The sequence below is a fragment of the Neobacillus endophyticus genome (assembly GCF_013248975.1).
GTDB lineage: Bacteria > Bacillota > Bacilli > Bacillales > Cytobacillaceae > Neobacillus > Neobacillus endophyticus.
The window spans coordinates 2939893-2956263 of the sequence record NZ_JABRWH010000001.1 but is presented as its reverse complement, the minus strand read 5'-3'; the positions used below and the strand labels follow the sequence as shown (position 1 = coordinate 2956263).

General features: G+C 36.8%; 18 protein-coding genes and 1 pseudogene. 8 read left to right on the top strand and 11 right to left on the bottom strand.

The genetic code is table 11. The features are described from left to right. Positions 1-121 precede the first annotated feature (121 nt). Together HPT25_RS14590 and HPT25_RS14585 are read right to left on the bottom strand one after the other, a co-directional pair. A complete protein-coding gene (locus tag HPT25_RS14590; RefSeq protein ID WP_173065467.1) occupies positions 122-757 on the bottom strand; it encodes a hypothetical protein in 636 nt (211 codons plus the stop codon). A 416-nt stretch (positions 758-1173) separates the two neighbouring features. Further along, positions 1174-1533, bottom strand: coding sequence for a winged helix-turn-helix transcriptional regulator (locus tag HPT25_RS14585; protein ID WP_173065465.1), 360 nt, complete (start codon positions 1531-1533; stop codon positions 1174-1176). Positions 1534-1657: 124 nt separating this feature from the next. Between HPT25_RS14585 and HPT25_RS14580 the strand changes: the two genes are divergently transcribed. Continuing rightward, positions 1658-2719: an NADH:flavin oxidoreductase gene (locus HPT25_RS14580; protein ID WP_173065462.1), complete on the top strand. Its 1062-nt coding sequence runs from the start codon at positions 1658-1660 to the stop codon at positions 2717-2719. 344 nt (positions 2720-3063) lie between these two features. Here the strand turns inward: HPT25_RS14580 and HPT25_RS14575 are convergent, their stop codons facing one another. Then, on the bottom strand, positions 3064-3804 hold the full coding sequence (locus tag HPT25_RS14575) for an SDR family NAD(P)-dependent oxidoreductase (protein ID WP_173065459.1): 741 nt from the start codon (positions 3802-3804) through the stop codon (positions 3064-3066). Positions 3805-4283: 479 nt separating this feature from the next. Then, the gene (locus HPT25_RS14570) at positions 4284-4814 is read right to left on the bottom strand and encodes a GNAT family N-acetyltransferase (protein WP_173065456.1); all 531 of its coding nucleotides are present in this window, start codon (positions 4812-4814) and stop codon (positions 4284-4286) included. A gap of 573 nt (positions 4815-5387) precedes the next feature. Here HPT25_RS14570 and HPT25_RS14565 point away from each other — a divergent pair. Beyond that, entirely contained in the window at positions 5388-5690 is a 303-nt protein-coding gene (locus HPT25_RS14565) for a ribosomal protein L7/L12 (protein ID WP_312857347.1), read from the top strand. Between the two features lie 246 nt (positions 5691-5936). On the opposite strand, the gene HPT25_RS14560 is transcribed toward HPT25_RS14565, so the two are convergent. Further along, positions 5937-6392: a hypothetical protein gene (locus tag HPT25_RS14560; RefSeq protein WP_173065450.1), complete on the bottom strand. Its 456-nt coding sequence runs from the start codon at positions 6390-6392 to the stop codon at positions 5937-5939. 449 nt (positions 6393-6841) lie between these two features. Further along, the gene (gene pdxR, locus HPT25_RS14555) at positions 6842-8290 is read right to left on the bottom strand and encodes a MocR-like pyridoxine biosynthesis transcription factor PdxR (protein WP_173065447.1); all 1449 of its coding nucleotides are present in this window, start codon (positions 8288-8290) and stop codon (positions 6842-6844) included. A gap of 154 nt (positions 8291-8444) precedes the next feature. Here pdxR and HPT25_RS14550 point away from each other — a divergent pair, with 154 nt between their 5' ends. From HPT25_RS14550 to HPT25_RS14535, 4 genes and pseudogenes are all read left to right on the top strand, one after another. After that, complete coding sequence (locus HPT25_RS14550) at positions 8445-9362, top strand: DMT family transporter (RefSeq protein ID WP_173065444.1); 918 nt, start codon at positions 8445-8447, stop codon at positions 9360-9362. A gap of 338 nt (positions 9363-9700) precedes the next feature. Further along, positions 9701-10923, top strand: a protein-coding gene (locus HPT25_RS14545) for an IS3 family transposase (RefSeq protein WP_173065441.1) whose coding sequence is annotated in 2 segments (ribosomal slippage) — positions 9701-9989 and positions 9989-10923 — 1224 coding nt in all. Because the reading frame shifts where the segments join, the coding sequence is not laid out codon by codon here. 46 nt (positions 10924-10969) lie between these two features. Then, positions 10970-11149 carry a hypothetical protein gene (locus HPT25_RS14540; RefSeq protein WP_173065439.1) on the top strand — a complete coding sequence of 60 codons (180 nt, stop codon included), beginning with the start codon at positions 10970-10972 and terminating at the stop codon, positions 11147-11149. Between the two features lie 199 nt (positions 11150-11348). Further along, positions 11349-11764: pseudogene (locus HPT25_RS14535) on the top strand (HIT family protein). A gap of 141 nt (positions 11765-11905) precedes the next feature. On the opposite strand, the gene HPT25_RS14530 reads toward HPT25_RS14535, so the two are convergent. From HPT25_RS14530 to HPT25_RS14515, 4 genes are all read right to left on the bottom strand, one after another. Continuing rightward, on the bottom strand, positions 11906-13129 hold the full coding sequence (locus HPT25_RS14530) for an IS110 family RNA-guided transposase (protein ID WP_173065436.1): 1224 nt from the start codon (positions 13127-13129) through the stop codon (positions 11906-11908). A 357-nt stretch (positions 13130-13486) separates the two neighbouring features. Continuing rightward, positions 13487-13759, bottom strand: a complete 273-nt coding sequence (locus HPT25_RS29365) for a DUF3888 domain-containing protein (protein WP_173065433.1) — start codon at positions 13757-13759, stop codon at positions 13487-13489. Between the two features lie 34 nt (positions 13760-13793). After that, positions 13794-14309: a YozF family protein gene (locus HPT25_RS14520; protein ID WP_173065430.1), complete on the bottom strand. Its 516-nt coding sequence runs from the start codon at positions 14307-14309 to the stop codon at positions 13794-13796. Between the two features lie 138 nt (positions 14310-14447). Next, the gene (locus HPT25_RS14515; protein WP_173065427.1) at positions 14448-14894 is read right to left on the bottom strand and encodes a DUF3888 domain-containing protein; all 447 of its coding nucleotides are present in this window, start codon (positions 14892-14894) and stop codon (positions 14448-14450) included. Between the two features lie 228 nt (positions 14895-15122). Between HPT25_RS14515 and HPT25_RS14510 the strand changes: the two genes are divergently transcribed. After that, complete coding sequence (locus HPT25_RS14510) at positions 15123-15305, top strand: hypothetical protein (protein ID WP_173058283.1); 183 nt, start codon at positions 15123-15125, stop codon at positions 15303-15305. Between the two features lie 117 nt (positions 15306-15422). Here HPT25_RS14510 and HPT25_RS14505 read toward each other — a convergent pair whose 3' ends face one another. Continuing rightward, a complete protein-coding gene (locus HPT25_RS14505) occupies positions 15423-15761 on the bottom strand; it encodes a DUF3889 domain-containing protein (RefSeq protein ID WP_173065424.1) in 339 nt (112 codons plus the stop codon). Positions 15762-15915: 154 nt separating this feature from the next. On the opposite strand from HPT25_RS14505, the gene HPT25_RS14500 reads away from it, so the two are divergent. After that, entirely contained in the window at positions 15916-16350 is a 435-nt protein-coding gene (locus HPT25_RS14500; RefSeq protein ID WP_246277193.1) for a hypothetical protein, read from the top strand. Positions 16351-16371 lie beyond the last annotated feature (21 nt).

Here is a 16371-nt window from a genome sequence, read left to right as displayed (position 1 = left end):
ATTGTTGAAAATAAGGCTCCAATTTAAACAATAAAATAAACTTTTAACTTAAATTGCTTTAAAAAACCAATGATAGGCACACTTTCCTTGAACAAGATTGCAGCATCTACTGAAGATGAACCTATGCAGTTAAGAACGTCGCGATTTCATCATCTGACAAACCCTTTAATTGATTTGCCTGCACGAGACGATTGACGATTTCATCCAGTAAAGCAAGCAAATAAACGAAATCAAACATAACGGAATAAGCGTCCCAGTTTTCTAATTCCATTGTTTCAATGACTACTTGATTATTTTTTCCGATGAATTGAACCTTTGATTCAGATGGAGTAACTCGAGATAGATGTTTACTATGAGGAACTGTGGCTTCATCGTAAATGCTATAGTTTACATGTCCGACATGAAGGGAACTTAAGGCCGTTTGTAAATCTGCAATCGTAAAGTTTGGATTGCCCATATTTAATGAAGCATTTTTTTCTTTGTTTGGAAAAATGTAATTGTGATAAAAGCTGGATTGTAATGTGACAAGAAGAAAATAAATAGCAGCCTCTTCTTCAGATTGGAAAGTTTCAAGAATGGTTTCCTTTCCACTGCCTCTTTCATATTGGATAAATAAATAGATCCTCTGGTTTCCCCTTTTCTCTAGCTTGTATATATTTTCGTCCTGAAAAGAAGGAATCACATGGAGCGAATCTGCCGTTACCTCCACTTGGATTCTTTCCTGTCCTAATATATCAGCTACCTGCTTAATATTCATAGTCTCTAATCTCCTACGGCTTTTTTATGTTGATCGTTATTTGTGGTTCATATAATAAAAAGAATTACTTTAATGAGATTATGACAACCCATATTCATTTAAAGCGCCCTATTTTTAATAAGATGATTGGAGCTATTAACTTGAACCGTATCACAAATAAGGGCAAGTTTTTACGGGGGAAATCTCGAAGAAGCCTTCAATAACGCGTTGACCGGCATGGGTTCGGGAAGGGCCACGCTCAACGGAAAAGTCGGCGCTAACGGGCTTCTACGAGGTTTGTGGGATCACAGAACGATGCGCCGTTTTGGTGGGAAGGACCTTGTCTGCCAGTTGTCTTTCTGCCTCAGTCTTTCGCTGCGCAAGCTGTTCGTGCTGGACTCGATGCAGAATGAAATGGACTAGCGTAATTTCGAACGCTAGTCCGTTTCTGTTTGTTCATTATTCTCCTTTTTGAGCTGTTTTCGCTCGGCATGGGCCGCTCCCCATTGATGTAAGGCTTCCAATATTTGAGACAGACTCTTGCCGTATTCTGTAATGGAGTATTCCACTTTCGGCGGGATTTGCGGATAAACGACTCGTTTAACGATCTCTTCCTCCTCCAATTCACGCAGATAGAGCGTAAGCATCCTTTGCGTGATATTGGGCAGCAATCTTCTTAGCTCATTGAACCGCAAAGGTTCACCTTGAAGCAAAAGATAGATGATTTGCGGCTTCCGTTTGCCGACGATCGTATCAAGCGTCTCAGCGAATTGACATTGGACAGGGGTCTTTTGCATACGTTGGCCTCCGTTTCAGTACCTTTTTTCATACTATACCACATTATTGTGCCTACTTACGATAATTAAGTATATATTATATGATCAGTCCAGGAAGTAAATTATTACATTGTTGGAGGAAATCATGAATACAAATCAATCAGTTCAGGAATTGTTTAAACCTGTTGTCGTAAGGAATATGACACTACAAAGCCGCATCGTGATGGCTCCGATGACACGCGCTTTTTCCCCTGAGGGCATTCCAGGCTCGGATGTCGCTGCCTATTATCGGCGTAGGGCCGAGAATGGTGTAGGTCTTATTGTGACGGAGGGAACGGTTGTGAACCATCCGGATGCTCATCAGCAGCCTGGTGTCAATTTGCCGCACTTTTATGGGGAAAAAGCACTGCTTGGGTGGTTAAAGGTAGTGGAAGAAGTTCATGCAGCTGGTGGTAAGATTATTCCGCAATTATTCCATGCGGGCAGCACAGATCCAAACCGTAACGTGACAGAGCTTACGGAGGCAGAGATTACGAAAATGATTGAAGCGTTCGCGCAGGCGGCAGCCGATGCCCAACGCCTTGGTTTTGACGGTATTGAACTCCAAGGTGCACATGGATTCCTGCTCGATCAATTTTTCTGGAAAAAAACGAATCAGCGCACTGACCGTTATGGCGGTGATATCGTATCGCGAACACAGTTTGCTGTTGAGGTAATTGAGGCTTGCCGTCGGGCCGTCGGACCGAATTTTCCGATCGTGCTGAGACTGTCTCAATGGAAATCTTCCGATTTTACGGCCAAGCTGGCTGAAACGCCCGAGCAGCTCGACCAATTTCTCACGCCGCTGGTTAGAGCCGGTGTGGACGTATTCCACTGCTCCACCCGCCGCTTCTGGGAGCCCGAGTTCGACGGTTCTGATCTGAATCTGGCAGGTTGGGTCAAGAAGCTGACTGGCAAACCAACCATAACGGTTGGATCGGTTGGGCTGGACAGTGACGTCATAACTTACTTAGGTGAAGGAAAAGGCTCAGGGGCAGAGATCTCCAGTATCGACAAACTGATTGAGAGACTGGCTCGGGAGGAATTTGATTTGGTATCCGTAGGAAGATCCTTACTGGCTGATCCCGCTTGGGCAGTCAAGCTTCGTGATGGCCAATGGAGCGAGTTAATACCGTTTACTGCAGAATCAGCTAATGTTTTGTACTAATATTGCCGAATTATTCGGGATCTAACCTTGTTTTGAGGCGGCCTACTATTGGCCAAAAGTAATAAGAAAACAACTCATGCAAAGAATCACCTTTGTTGAATACAGTGAATCATTATGCTAACTGGGAACTATAGTTGAGTGAAACAGCGACAGTCTAGGACTTTATTTTCTTGTCCTGGGCTGTCGCTGTTTCAATTTCTAGGGTCAGTCTAATATTTATTTTATGGACTGACGGATTGTCGATTGGAAAAGCCGCGTGTAATAAAGACATCCAGTCTAATACTTTATTTTCTTTGGGCAAAGTGAACGTGCGAAGTCGTATCAATGACAGAGCTTTGATATTTCTAGCCTCTCAGCTGAATCTCATAATCTGTAACGATCTTACCATCGTACTGAATAATTTGGCCATTTTGATTCTTATCAGACAGAATAATGTCGGTACTTAGCTCTCCGGCAGCTTCGGGAGACTTGACGAATCCGCCGTGTCCACCAGCCTCCATGCCGTTCAAGTCGGTTGCGACAGCGCCAGGCATGATGCCGAAAATCTGGCGATGGCTGCCCATTTTTTTGAACTCGTAAGCGTAGGTCAGTGTCATCACATTGAGTGCTGCTTTGCTCGTAATGTAAGCGAGCGGGTGCCAAAAGTCGGTCGGCGAAATTGGGACGGTGATGTTGACAATTTTCGCGTTGTCTGTCAGAGATGAAAGCAGATTTTTCATGAGTTCATGGGTGCCTAGAAAATTCGTTTCCATCGTCGTGCGTAGATCCTCAGTTGTATAGTCCATGGTATGCTTTGCGAGGTCGAGCGCCGCGCGCCCAGGTTTGACACTATCAGGAATTCCAGCATTATTGACCAAAATATCGAGCGAGTTAACCATTTTAGCCGCTTCGTGCAAGCTGTCTAAATCATTCAAATCAATCTTGATGAACGTCGCTTGTATGTCTTCTGCGATAAGTTTTTCGACTGCTGCCTGCCCACGGGCTTCATCACGTGCCCCAACAAGAATGTCATAGCCACGCTTCCCAAGACTTCGAGCGATTTCGAAACCGATTCCTTTATTTGCGCCAGTGACAAGTGCTTTCATAGTTAATGAGCCCCTTTTCGTTTTTTTATTTGGATACAAACACGTGATAATTTGGACTACAGAATCATTAGCATTCTCCATAACGCCTCAAATCCTCTGATACGATGCATCAGGTTCATTATAGGACTTAAACCCTAGTTGAAGTCAAGCTCCATATTTCGAGTAGGGTATAACAACTTTTCTCTGCTAATCCGAAATACCAAACCGCTCAAAAGACTACCGCTCAGAGACCGTTGCCAAAATTAATACTAAACAAAGACGCCAACTACAACGTACATCTAAACCATTTAACAGTCATCTTATATTTTCTTTCATTCATAGTATCGTTGTACTGCGCAGCAAAAGACTCAATTAAAATGACAGTTCTTGTTGAACTAAAGCGCCCGATTACGGAATAAAAAGGTTTAAATTTATTGAACAGTATGCTCGAACTTACGACCAATTACTTTTTCTTGAACTATGATTTCCCTAAAACAGATTTATTTTTGATTTATTTGAAATAGAACATGTTTTCTTAATGGACTATTTTCCTCAACTTTCGGGTGATTAAAAGTTTTAATAAAATTCATACCGATTTTTATCATTACGTTTTTCGAAGGCTGATTAACATCGGCTGTAAAACTATAAATATCACTAAAATCCAATTCTTTAAATCCATATTCTAAACAAGCTGTAGCCCCCTCAGTTGCATATCCTTTTCCCCATGCCTCTTTTTTTAGTCGCCATCCAATTTCTATACACGGTGTAAAATCAGCCTCAAATGTTGCCCTATGAAATCCTATAAACCCTATAAACTCTTTATTTTCCTTTACTTCCACTGCATACAACCCAAACCCACATTCTTTAAACTCGGATATAATTGATTTATAGAACACATTTGTTTCTTCGGATGATAAGGTTTTAGGAAAATACCTCATAACCTTTTCATCCGCATTTAGTCGGCTAAATGGCTCTAAATCGGTTTCTTCCCAGTCACGTAATTGCAATCTCGACGTTTCTAAATAGATCATTTTACACCTCCAAAGAAGTATATTGGACGTTTAATTCCATTATCATGCCATTTAGCTTAATTACAATAATTACAAAATAAGTCCATTAGAATAAGAATAATGTTAAGCCTTTGAAATTAAATAACCTACGAATAAAGCGATAGATGTAACTGAATATAGCCATATTTTAAATTGGACACTTTTTTTTTTATCCCTAATCTTCCTCGATATTAGAAAATCGAATATTGCTATTGAAATTAAAATAATGGAAACCAAAGTTACACCGTCCATTTTTATCCTCCCAATTGGCTAGCAGTCTTACTTAGGTATGAAATATTCTCTATATAGCTTTATTTCTCCTTTTTGGCTAAGCTGCTTCGTGGAACAAGGAAAGCGACTGTTCATTTTGAACAATCGCGACCGATTCTAGAATAGACTCTTATATTTTTAAAGTATCTCTATATAAACAAGTATGAATTATTTCAATATTACGGTAAAATAAATCCTTATATGGGTAATTTTGTTAGATTTATGGCTTCTAAGTGTTTTTCTTTTGTTATACGAAATTTAAATAAAAGGAGTTAAGCTATTTTGGTGAATAATTGGTATTGGGTCATCATAATTGCCATCTTTATTATTGGGGGGCTTTCAGAGACAATTCGACGAGGTTTTGAGGGCGTTGCACGTCGACAAAGGGAAATTAATAAGAATTTGATTTTAATCGCAAAGCAATTGGGTTGCGAGTTCGATAATGAACCATTGCGAAAAGAAATTTTGCAACTACTTCAGGAAGGACAGAAGATTAAAGCAATAAAATTGGTACGTACTCATCTTGATTTCTCATTGAAGGAAGCAAAAACTTATGTAGATGAGTTAGATGCTGCAAGAAAGTTGTAAAAATCATCGGCAAAAAAATTGTTATAACATTGTTATATCAGGGGTATCGTAAGGAAACCGCATTTACAACGATAAGGTAAAAAAAACCAATTTATCCACAAATTTAAAGAAATTGGGTTTTTTCGTTTCTACATTAAAGCGCCCGATTGTTGAAGATCTTATTGAAGATAAGTATCCGTTAGTAAAACAACAACCTCAAGAAAATCTTTAGATAATGCACCTAAAAACACGTATAAGACTTAGTTTTCAGTTTTTGATTAAGTCTCCTCCAATACTGAATTTATGCTTATTATCAACATTTTCTAAATATCCATTTAATTGAATACTTGGGTTATCAATTTCCAGCAAAGATTTATCGCCAATTCCTTCAAACGGCATAAAAACATTTAATGTAATCTTTTCCCCAGGTTTAATATCTAATTTGTTTCCTTTAGCTTCTACTTTATATTCGTTGCCTTTATAACCAGTTTGACTTATTTTTATAGGGAAGGAAACGAAAACGTTATTTTGCTTTATAACTAAATCACTGCCATTAATTAGTTTAATGGAATATAAAATTCCTTCTTTCAAAGCTTGTTTTTTAATTAATTCCAACTTAATTTTCTCTAAATCATGTGTTGAAACTGCTACCTTATTTTCCTTGACACACCCTGCCATTAATATGAAGGTTAACAAAATTAAAGATAAATATTTAGTTTTCAAAATAAACTCTCCCCTTTTTCTCTTTTTGAATATTTTAACATTTTATACCATTTTGTCACTTTAGGAGTTTATTTTGCACCCGTTATAAGCGCTATTGTGCACTATAAATAAATATAAAAAGTCCAATTTCTCAACATTAAAATTAAGAAATTGGACTTTTATCATTACTCCAGAATAGCGCCCGATTGTTGAAGATCATTGCTTAAATCTTATTCAAGATAATCACCTTTATGTTTTCAAAAATTTTTATATTGATGAAACCAGACTCAAGAACAAATTTCGCAACTTCAACCAATGTCCCTCCTATTTGGACAAATATAATACCTAACAGTGTAATGGTACCTACGAAACCATAAGATGCATATTAGCACCGAATTTGTCCAACAAACAAAAGACGCAGCGCAAGCTACTCATCTTCCTTAAAGAAATTTAGTTCGAAGTACTTTTTATTAACGTTTTGCTAGTTTTCGAATGATGTGGCTAATTTTGCAGATACCCTTTTTCAAATCTTTTAATGAAGCATACCCATAAGAGAGGCGAAGATAATGGTTTGATTCTTGACCATAAATATCTCCTGGGTTAAGAAGTACGCCTTCAGATAATGCCCTTGCGCAAAGTTCACTCATTGATAATTTTGGTAGTATTCTTAACCATATAAAAAATCCTCCCTTTGGTACATCCCATGTGGCTAAATCCTTTAAATAAATTTCTAAAGCCTCTAATATTACCGTTCTCCGTATTTTAAGCTGTTCTCTTACACATTCAAGGTGTTGTTCATATAAGCCACTTGTTAACCATTCAGCTGCGACCCTTTGGGATAAGGAACTAGAACCATAGTCAGTTTGCATTTTAATATCGGATAGGCGTTCAATTACAGGTTCAGGTCCGGCAATCCAACCGATCCTTAAACCTGGGCTTAACGTTTTAGATAGACTGCCAATATACAATACGTGTCCATGTTTATCTTTTGATTTTAATGGAGGTGGTGGTGGCTCATCGATCCATAGCTCCCGATAAATATCATCCTCGATCATAGGAAGTTGTTCTTTTTTACATACTTGAATTAGTTCTTCACGTCGATTTTCTGACATTAATATCCCTGTTGGATTATGAAAACAAGGAATGGAGTATAAAATCACTCTGCCTTTCTGTTTTTTTGATTCGAAAACTGAGCTTGGCATAAGGCCATGTTCATCTATCGGTAGACCTGTAAGCTTCATTCCTGCTGATTGAAACACACGCAAAGAATAAAGGTATGAAGGCTGTTCAAGTAATACAGTTGATCCCCTGGGTAGAAGGCCGACTGAAATCAATTGCAAAGCTTGCAATGCCCCGGAAACAATTAAAATAGATGCAGGAGAGGCTTGAACACCAAATGTTTTTAAATAGTCGCTTATCGCTTCTCTTAAAGCCAGAAAACCTTTTGGCTCTTCATATCCAAAAGCCTGCATTTCTTCAGATACCCTTTGCATGACAAACTTCATTGTATCTAAAGGAAATAAATCTTTAGAAAGTTCACCTTTACTAAGTTGAATTAGGTTTGTGTTTGATTCAGCTTGATTTATCTGTTGGACAGTCGATTGACTCGGTCTTATTAAACCTGATTTAACATGTTCTTTCCAATCAGGTGGAGGATTTGTAGCAAGTAATGTCCATGTATTATTCACTACGAACGTACCCATTCCCATTTTTCCCTCAATCAATCCATCTGCCATTAATTCCTCTAAAGCAGTGACGACAGTACTCCTATTTACATTGAATCCCTCGGCTAATTGTCGCTGACTTGGAATTTTACTTCCGATTGGCCATTCTCCGTTGGCAATTTTCTCCTTGATATAATCCACAATTTGTTGATATTTAGGAGAATGTTTCTTTCTTTTCCAATCAATATTACCCATTAAAAAAATTCTCCTCTTTATTTGATCTAAGTGGTTGGTTTTATTTCTTTTTAACTGGTTGGAGACATTTTATCAAATGCTGATAAGATAAGAAACAATAATAAGCAAAAGAAGATATATTGGTTGGGTTTATTATCTCAAAGGATGTGATAAAATGGCACAAAAATGGAGCTTTCGCATTATGGTCGCGTATTGCCTTCCCATTTTTCTATGGGGATCAGCTTTTGCTGGAATACGAGTTGGCTTAGAATCCTATACACCTGAACACCTTGCTCTTTTTCGATTGTTGATTGGTTCTATAGCGCTTATATTTATTGCAATTATCACTCATATGCATTTACCTGAATTAAAGGATATTCCTATAATTTTATTATTGGGTTTTTTAGGTTTCACCGTTTATCATACAGCTCTAAACGTTGGGGAGAAAACAGTTAATGCAGGTACTGCAAGCCTGCTTGTGTCTACGACTCCCATTTTTTCAGCTTTTTTAGCTATTTGGTTTCTTCGTGAACGGTTTGGATTTTCAAGATGGATTGGATCCCTAATAAGCTTTCTTGGAGTAGTTTTGATCTCATTAGGCACTGGTGGGGCTGTTTCCTTTACAAACGGAGTATTGTACATCCTTTTAGCAGCTCTTTCGGAAAGTATTTATTTTGTATTTCAAACACGTTATTTAAAAAAGTATGGATTTCTTGCATTTACTACCTATACGATATGGGCAGGTACGTTTTTTATCCTTCTCTTTCTCCCTGGATTAACGAGTGAAATGGCGAAATCATCTATTGATTCAACAATTAGCATTGTGTACTTAGGTCTTTTTCCTACAGTTATTCCTTATCTTGCATTAGCATATGTTACATCACATGTAGGAGCTTCAGAGGCAACCAGTTCCCTTTTTCTAACTCCGGCTTTTGCATTTGTTATTGCGTGGATTTGGCTTGGCGAGGTACCTACCCTTCTTTCTCTAGCAGGAGGAGTAATTACACTATCGGGAGTTATGTTCATTCATATAAAAGTAGACAAACAAAATAGAGTAAATCACAATACGAAACAAGTTCAGAAAGAAATTTAGCGAAATACAGACTATGTTCCATTCATTTTCTTCCTATCGTTCCGCACTGTCTACTTATATAAATTTAGCCAGCTGCTCCCAAGATGCGATGAGGATTATATAGACCCGGCTGGTTATCAATACTTTCTAAAAAAAGTTAGGGAATTTAAGTGTGTGTTTGCATTTTAGACATTTATTTAAAGAATGCTTTAAAAATGACTAACGCTTCAGTCGTTAGCCATCATATTTAACAAGACGAACTCTTAAATGGGAATAACAAGCTTATTAGCCCCAAAATGAACTTGGACAGTAAGAGTAAATTTTATTATACTGCTTAATGTACCAAGGAGGCTGACATCATGAAGCGAATAAAACATTCAAAAGAGTTTAAATTACAAGTCATTAAGGAAGCCCGAGAAACAGGAAATATTACCCTTGTAGCTCGTCGGTATGAATTGAATCCAAACATGGTTAGTCGATGGATCCGTGAATATAAAGATGGAAAATTTGGAGACATGGATGTAGCTGTTTTGCCAGACCTAGATTCCAAAGAATTATCTAAGGAAAATGAAAAACTCAAAATGATTTTGGGAGAAAAAGACCTTGAAATAGCGATTTTACGGGATTTAATAAAAAAGAAAAACCCTCACTTACTGAAAAACTTGAAGTAGCTGATCAATGGATTAACAAAGGCTATTCTATTTCAAAGGTGCTCAAAATTATCGGTATTCCTCGTTCCACCTATTATTATCAAAAGAACTACCGGGTGGAAGAGAAAAAAGTGAATGAGGGTCGTCCAGCACCTGGTTATTCCTTTAATGAGGAAGGAAAAAAAGTATCGGATGAACAAATCAAAGAATTTCTGTTAGAAGAAATTGCAGGCGATGCTTATAACTATGGTTATCGCAAATTAACCAAAGTACTTCAAAGAAAATATAGCCTGACTATTAATAAGAAAAAGGTATATCGCCTATGTAAGGAACTTGGGATCTTACGACCACAACGACAAAAGAAAGTCTCTTTTCCACGTAAATTAGCACGAAATCGGATCATTAAAGCTTCTAATCAACTTTGGGAAGCAGATATTAAATACGGATATATCGAAGGAGAAGATCGCTTTTTCTTTGTCATGTCCATTATAGATGTCTATGACAGAGGAATCGTTGCCTATCATATGGGATTAAGCTGCACCGGAGATGATGTAAAACAGACTCTGCAAAGAGCGTTATTGAAACGCCAACAATATGCTAAAAAGGAAAAACCTGTGATTCGAACAGACAATGGGCCACAGTTTATTTCGCATACCTTTGAAGAGTTTTGTGAAAATTCGAAAATGGAACATGAAAGAATTCCACCAAGAACCCCAAATATGAATGCCCATGTAGAATCTTTCCATCGCATTTTTGAGGACGATTGCTTATCCAGATGGCAGTTTGAAACCTATGCAGAAGCATATCAGGAAGTCATGAAATTTATGGTGTACTATAACGAAAGACGGATTCATTCCAGCCTTTTAGACTTGTCGCCAAAGGAATTCTATCAAAAACAAAACTCGTTGGTAATCAAGGAGGTCCGGGTATAATGGGCTGTACTTATTCAAAGCAACAGCTTGATTTGGAGTGGTGGGCATGATAGCTATGAGTTGGAAAAATATAATTTGGTATTGTGTAATTGCAATAGTTACCTTTATTATTATCGGTTTATTTAAAGGTAATTTTGAATGGTTAGAGTGGGACGATTTTCTTCCCGCAGTTGGAGGGTTACTTGGTGTAACTATCGCCTCTTATAAAAATAAAAGCACAATATAACAAAAGAAAATAGGAAACATTACACTGTTTCAACAAAAAGGTAGGTTGTAGGTCCATTGAAATGTGTGAAGATAATATACCTAAGCTAACGGAGGGCTTAAGTAGACCAAACAGGTTCTTCGGTAGCCCTTTTTTAACGAAAGGGTTAGTTAAAAAATAAGTGTTAAATACTTGAAATGGTAGAGAGGATGTTATTTATATGACCGTAACATCAGAATGCTTAGGTTGCAGGTTATCTAACCAACTCGAATCAGTAAATATTGTATATGAAAATGAGTATGTTACTTGCTTTCTGGATATCGAACCGTTTAACGAAGGGCATACTTTAATACTTCCGAAAAATCATTATGTAGATGTTGAACATTTAGATATTGAAACTGCAAATGCAATTATGTTAGCATCAATGAATATTTCAAAAGCAATAAAAAATTATTTAATCCTGATGGCATCACGATTCTTCAAAACGGTGGTAAATTCAATGATTTGACTCATTATCATATGCACGTTATTCCAAGGTTTGAGGGACAACCTTTTTACTATGAGGAACAACAAGATAACACAAAACAAAAAGCTAAACTCTTAGAAACAAAAGTTAAATTAAAAAAAAATGATTGAAATGTTTTCTTAACCTACCATGAAAATAAACATCTGTAACTTTGAGAAAATGGCAATACTTAAGAAGACGCAGCTCATTAGTTTTTTAAAAAAAGGGGAGAGCGCCAAATTCATTGATCAATGGTATTTTAGTGAACCGGTTTAAGAGGCTTTAGGTTCTTCCAACGTAACGGTGTAACCTAAACTTTCGAGTCGTCTTAGAGAATGCCGAACAATTGATTGTTGTCTTTGCTTATCAAAGTAGTCTTCACCTAAGTCTACATACATTTCTTTTCGGGTTAATAGATAATAGGAGATACGTAACATTGCGTGAGCGACTACAATACCAGCACGTTTCTTACCCTTTCGGGATGCTGTTCGCCTATACAGTGCACCGAGATAGTTTTTAGATCCTCTTACTGAATGAGCTGCTTCGGTTAACGCCGATCTTAAATACTTATTTCCTTTTTTAGTTTTGACTGATTTTCTTTTTCCAGCACTTTCATTTTGCCCAGGAACTAATCCTGCCCAAGAACACAAATGAGCTGCAGAAGGGAATTGCTTCTTCACATCAGTCCCAATTTCAGATAGGATTTGCTCAGCCATTCTGGTCGCTATTCCAGGAATCGAATCCAATCGTGATACATCTTCTTGATGAGAGCTGACTCTTTCCGCAACTTCTTGATCGAGCATCTCGATTTGTTCAGTCAGAAAATCAATATGACTTAAAATGGTTTTTAACATGAGGCGTTGATGTGAATTGATATAGCCTTTTAGGGCAAGTTCCAATTCTTCTTTCTTCTTTTTCATAGTGCGGCGTGCAAAGTTTGCTAGTTTTTCAGGATCCTCTTCACCATTTGCAATGGCATCAAGCATATCTCGTGATGAAACACCCAACACATCTGAAACAACTGACCCCAACTTAATGTTCGCGCCTTCTAATACCTTTTGGATTCGGTTATGTTGTCTGGCACGTTCCTCAATAATACTTCTACGATAGCGAACGAGTTCACGCAATTCACGTTGATTTCGGTCAGGGATATAACTGGCTTTAAGTAATCCATGGCGAAGAAGTTTGGCAATCCATTCTGCATCCTTCACATCCGTCTTTCGTCCTGGAACTGCCTTCATATGTTGGGCATTCACCACTAAAAACTCAATATCCTCAGCTTCTAGTAAGTTCACAATAGGTTTCCAATAAACACTCGTGCTCTCCATGGCGACATGAGTACAATTATGTTGTTTAATCCAGTCAACCAACTGTAAAAGAAATACAGTTTTAGTAGAGAACGTTTGAATCTCCTTTCCTTCTGGTGTCAAAATACAGGCAGTAATATTGTCCTTATGGACATCCATACCGCATGCTCTTTCAATGACTACATCCATTGAAAACTTCCTTTCTACGGCGATGATTATTATTAGAGGCTGGTGCAACAACCAGAATAGGATTAATCTACCATGTGTGCTTCCCGTAAGGGAGCGACAGTCAGTGGTGCACCGTGGTCGGTGGAGTCAGACTAACGGATGGGCTCTAACGCACCATAGTTCATCGACCTTCCTCTCCAGCCGTAGAATCAGTATTGACGGTTTAAAACCATTTTCATTCTCTGTGGTGAAGCGTTGATTTTTGCGCTTCATGGATGGCTAACGGGTGTAATTGTTTAATAAGAGCAGTCGCCTCGCTTGTTCCACTAACGGAACAGGTAAGTTGAAGTGTATAACCGAAGAAAAAAGTCCCCCTTTTCACAAAGTGTATCTGCATTTAGTTATTTCGTTTGCCTTTAATCTTCTGCTTTTGACATCAATAGCCCGCCACTCCATAGTTTTTTTATTACTAAAAGTGATAGTCATTAAATCATATGGTAAATCGTGAGCACCTTCAAATGTTGTTAGCTGAGCGGTAACATTAAAATAGCGATAGGTTTTGTGTTCTACCTTCTCCTTGATTTGGAGAATCTGTTGGCAATAAAACTGTTTCGTTTTGCCAAAATGTTTTTCAATCGCGGAGTAAACCAAAAAAGCCTCTCATTAAATTGGGAGGCTTTAATAATTAATCTTGTTTAAATATAAAGGTTTGTTTAAACTTGCGTGCTTCAAACTTCTTTCCATTCTTCATTTGTTCGTATGGTTTTTCCTTCCAAGTAATAACAACTTCTATAATTTTCGCCTTAGAATAGACAGGTAAGTTTTTATGGTGAAACGAGGCTAAAGTGCTTCCCATATTTTCGCTGGAAGCCATATTTCCACTGGATGCTGTCTTTTTACTGTAATCTATATATATATTGGAAGTTAGCCAATACAATGTATGAGAATTTGGTTCATCTCTATATACTTCAAAAACTGGGTCAAAAACCTTTTCTCCGATGTTTTTAATATCTAAGCTATACACATTAAAAACATCTTTTTGAGGTTTTAAACTATCTGAATCAGGATTCCCAAGTGTTACTTTCCAATGGTCAGAAGTTTTTGTTATTGGGAGGTTTTTAGTTGTTTCAGCATAAGCTGAGAAGGAACTAACCATTAGAAATGTTATAGTGGTAATCATAAATAGCGGAATGTTTTTCAATATTCTTTCCTCCAAATTATTTTTTATTAATCTCCCCTTTAAAACAGCTATAATTCACACTAATTTTTGATTTTACTTTTTTCGGCAAACGATGCATTTACTTCAATAAGGAAAATAAAAAAACCACCTAAAGGTGGCTCATTTTATCATCTCCTGCCCTTGCCATTGTTCATATTTGATTAAGGTAACTTTCATATCTGGATTTTTTACTTTATATCTATCCTTTGTAAACATGTTAGGGATATCAATTCTAATATCAATATCATCTAATAATTCCTTATCGCTTTTATCATCATAGACTCTAACAAATATATTCATTTCATACCAATTTTCAGAAGGCTTTTTGGTATGGTCAGCAATTAACGCAACCTTTGCTACTTTACTAATTTGCCAAATCTTTTCACGACCGTATTTATCAGAAATTATCTTATTTAGTTCAGGTTCAAGCGCTTTTATTAGTATATCCTCAGAAGTAGCATATACTTCCTTCTTTATCCTTCCAGATTCTATAACCTCAGCATTTGCCAAATTACTTGTAGCGAAGACTAAAAAAGTCGCGATAGCCAACACAACAATTTTTCTCATGGTACACCTCAATGTTTTTTTTCGTCATTATTTTTCTCATAATAGGCTAAAAGTATGTATTGTTCATAGATTAATTTTTTTGTGTTAACTGGTTAATGAGTTGAACATTGGGGTTGCTTCGACAATCTCATATATTATTCAACAAACGGGTTACTTTAATGAAGAATTAAAAATAAATGGTTATCAATCATTTGGAGGAATAAAATGTAAGTGGGAGGAGTGTTTTATTTGTATGTAATTTGTTTTTTTATTATTTTGATTCTCAGCATTATTGGATTTGCTTTAACAATCGACTTAAGGCGTAAGAAGAACAATAATAACCTCCATATTCCAACCAATCCTAACGCTAAGCCAGGGGACAGTTCAAACTATATGATGGGAGATAACAGATATACTGGTGGGGGACAATAGCAACAGAATTCTTATTGAAGTAACGAGTGATTAAGGTTGAACATTGGGGTTGCTTCGGCAATCCCATTTTTCATTCCAAAAGCGGTGCAGGTAATGGAATAAAATTTCGTTTGTTTTCTATTTTGTTTCTCTAAATTTAACGTCTATTATTTGTTCTGTTTTATTATCGAATTTAATATTGACAAATACACCGAATTCTTTGTTGTTTTCCTTTAACCATAATTTGAATTTTTCTATGGAGGTATTTTCCCCTTTGTTCCTTCCAATATGGAGGTAATCAATAATTTTCGCTTGAGGATACTGTTCCTTTGTCATTTGCATAGCGACTTGACCCCATTTAGCATATGAGGGAATAGGTTTTAGTTGCGCATATGTTGTATTGATAAAATTATTTAGAAATAAATTATTATAGACGAAAATGACTATACTGAATAAACAAATAAACAGTTTTTCCAATTAATATCCCTCATTGTTATTTTCTTTAATCTTTGCAGTTTTTAAGAATTTTATGTGAATTGAAGGCTATTTTATGAAAACAAATTCGGTTACTTAAATAAGAATAGATATCTCTTTTCTATTTGGGGGAAATTAGAAAAGAGGTGATTTTATTTTGAAAACATTGGGTTTATTTTTCTTTATCATATTCTTTTTTAATTTGGAGTCATTTGAAGTCCATGCACAACCTAAAGAATGTCCTGTGTTAAGTGATTTAGAGCAAACATCTATCAAGGATAGAAAAGAGGTTATTGAAGCATTAAATACTTTAATACTAAAAACTTATGGAACTGGAATAGATGATTTTCCTGACATATACACGAAATGGAATGTAGTGACCGCCAAGCCTTTTCCTAAAACAGTTAATAATAAAGAAGAAAAAGACTATTTTGGAATGGCAAAGACCTTTTGTGGCAAGGAAATTGCTGAAAAGTCATGGCTTGTACGCTTAGATTTTCCAAAAGCACCTGGAGCTAACTTAGCCCAGGGTCAAATATTTTTAGCAAAAAGTAAGGAAAAAGGTTGGTTTGTTTGGTTTCGGTATCATTAATTTTACACATTTCTTGTTAAG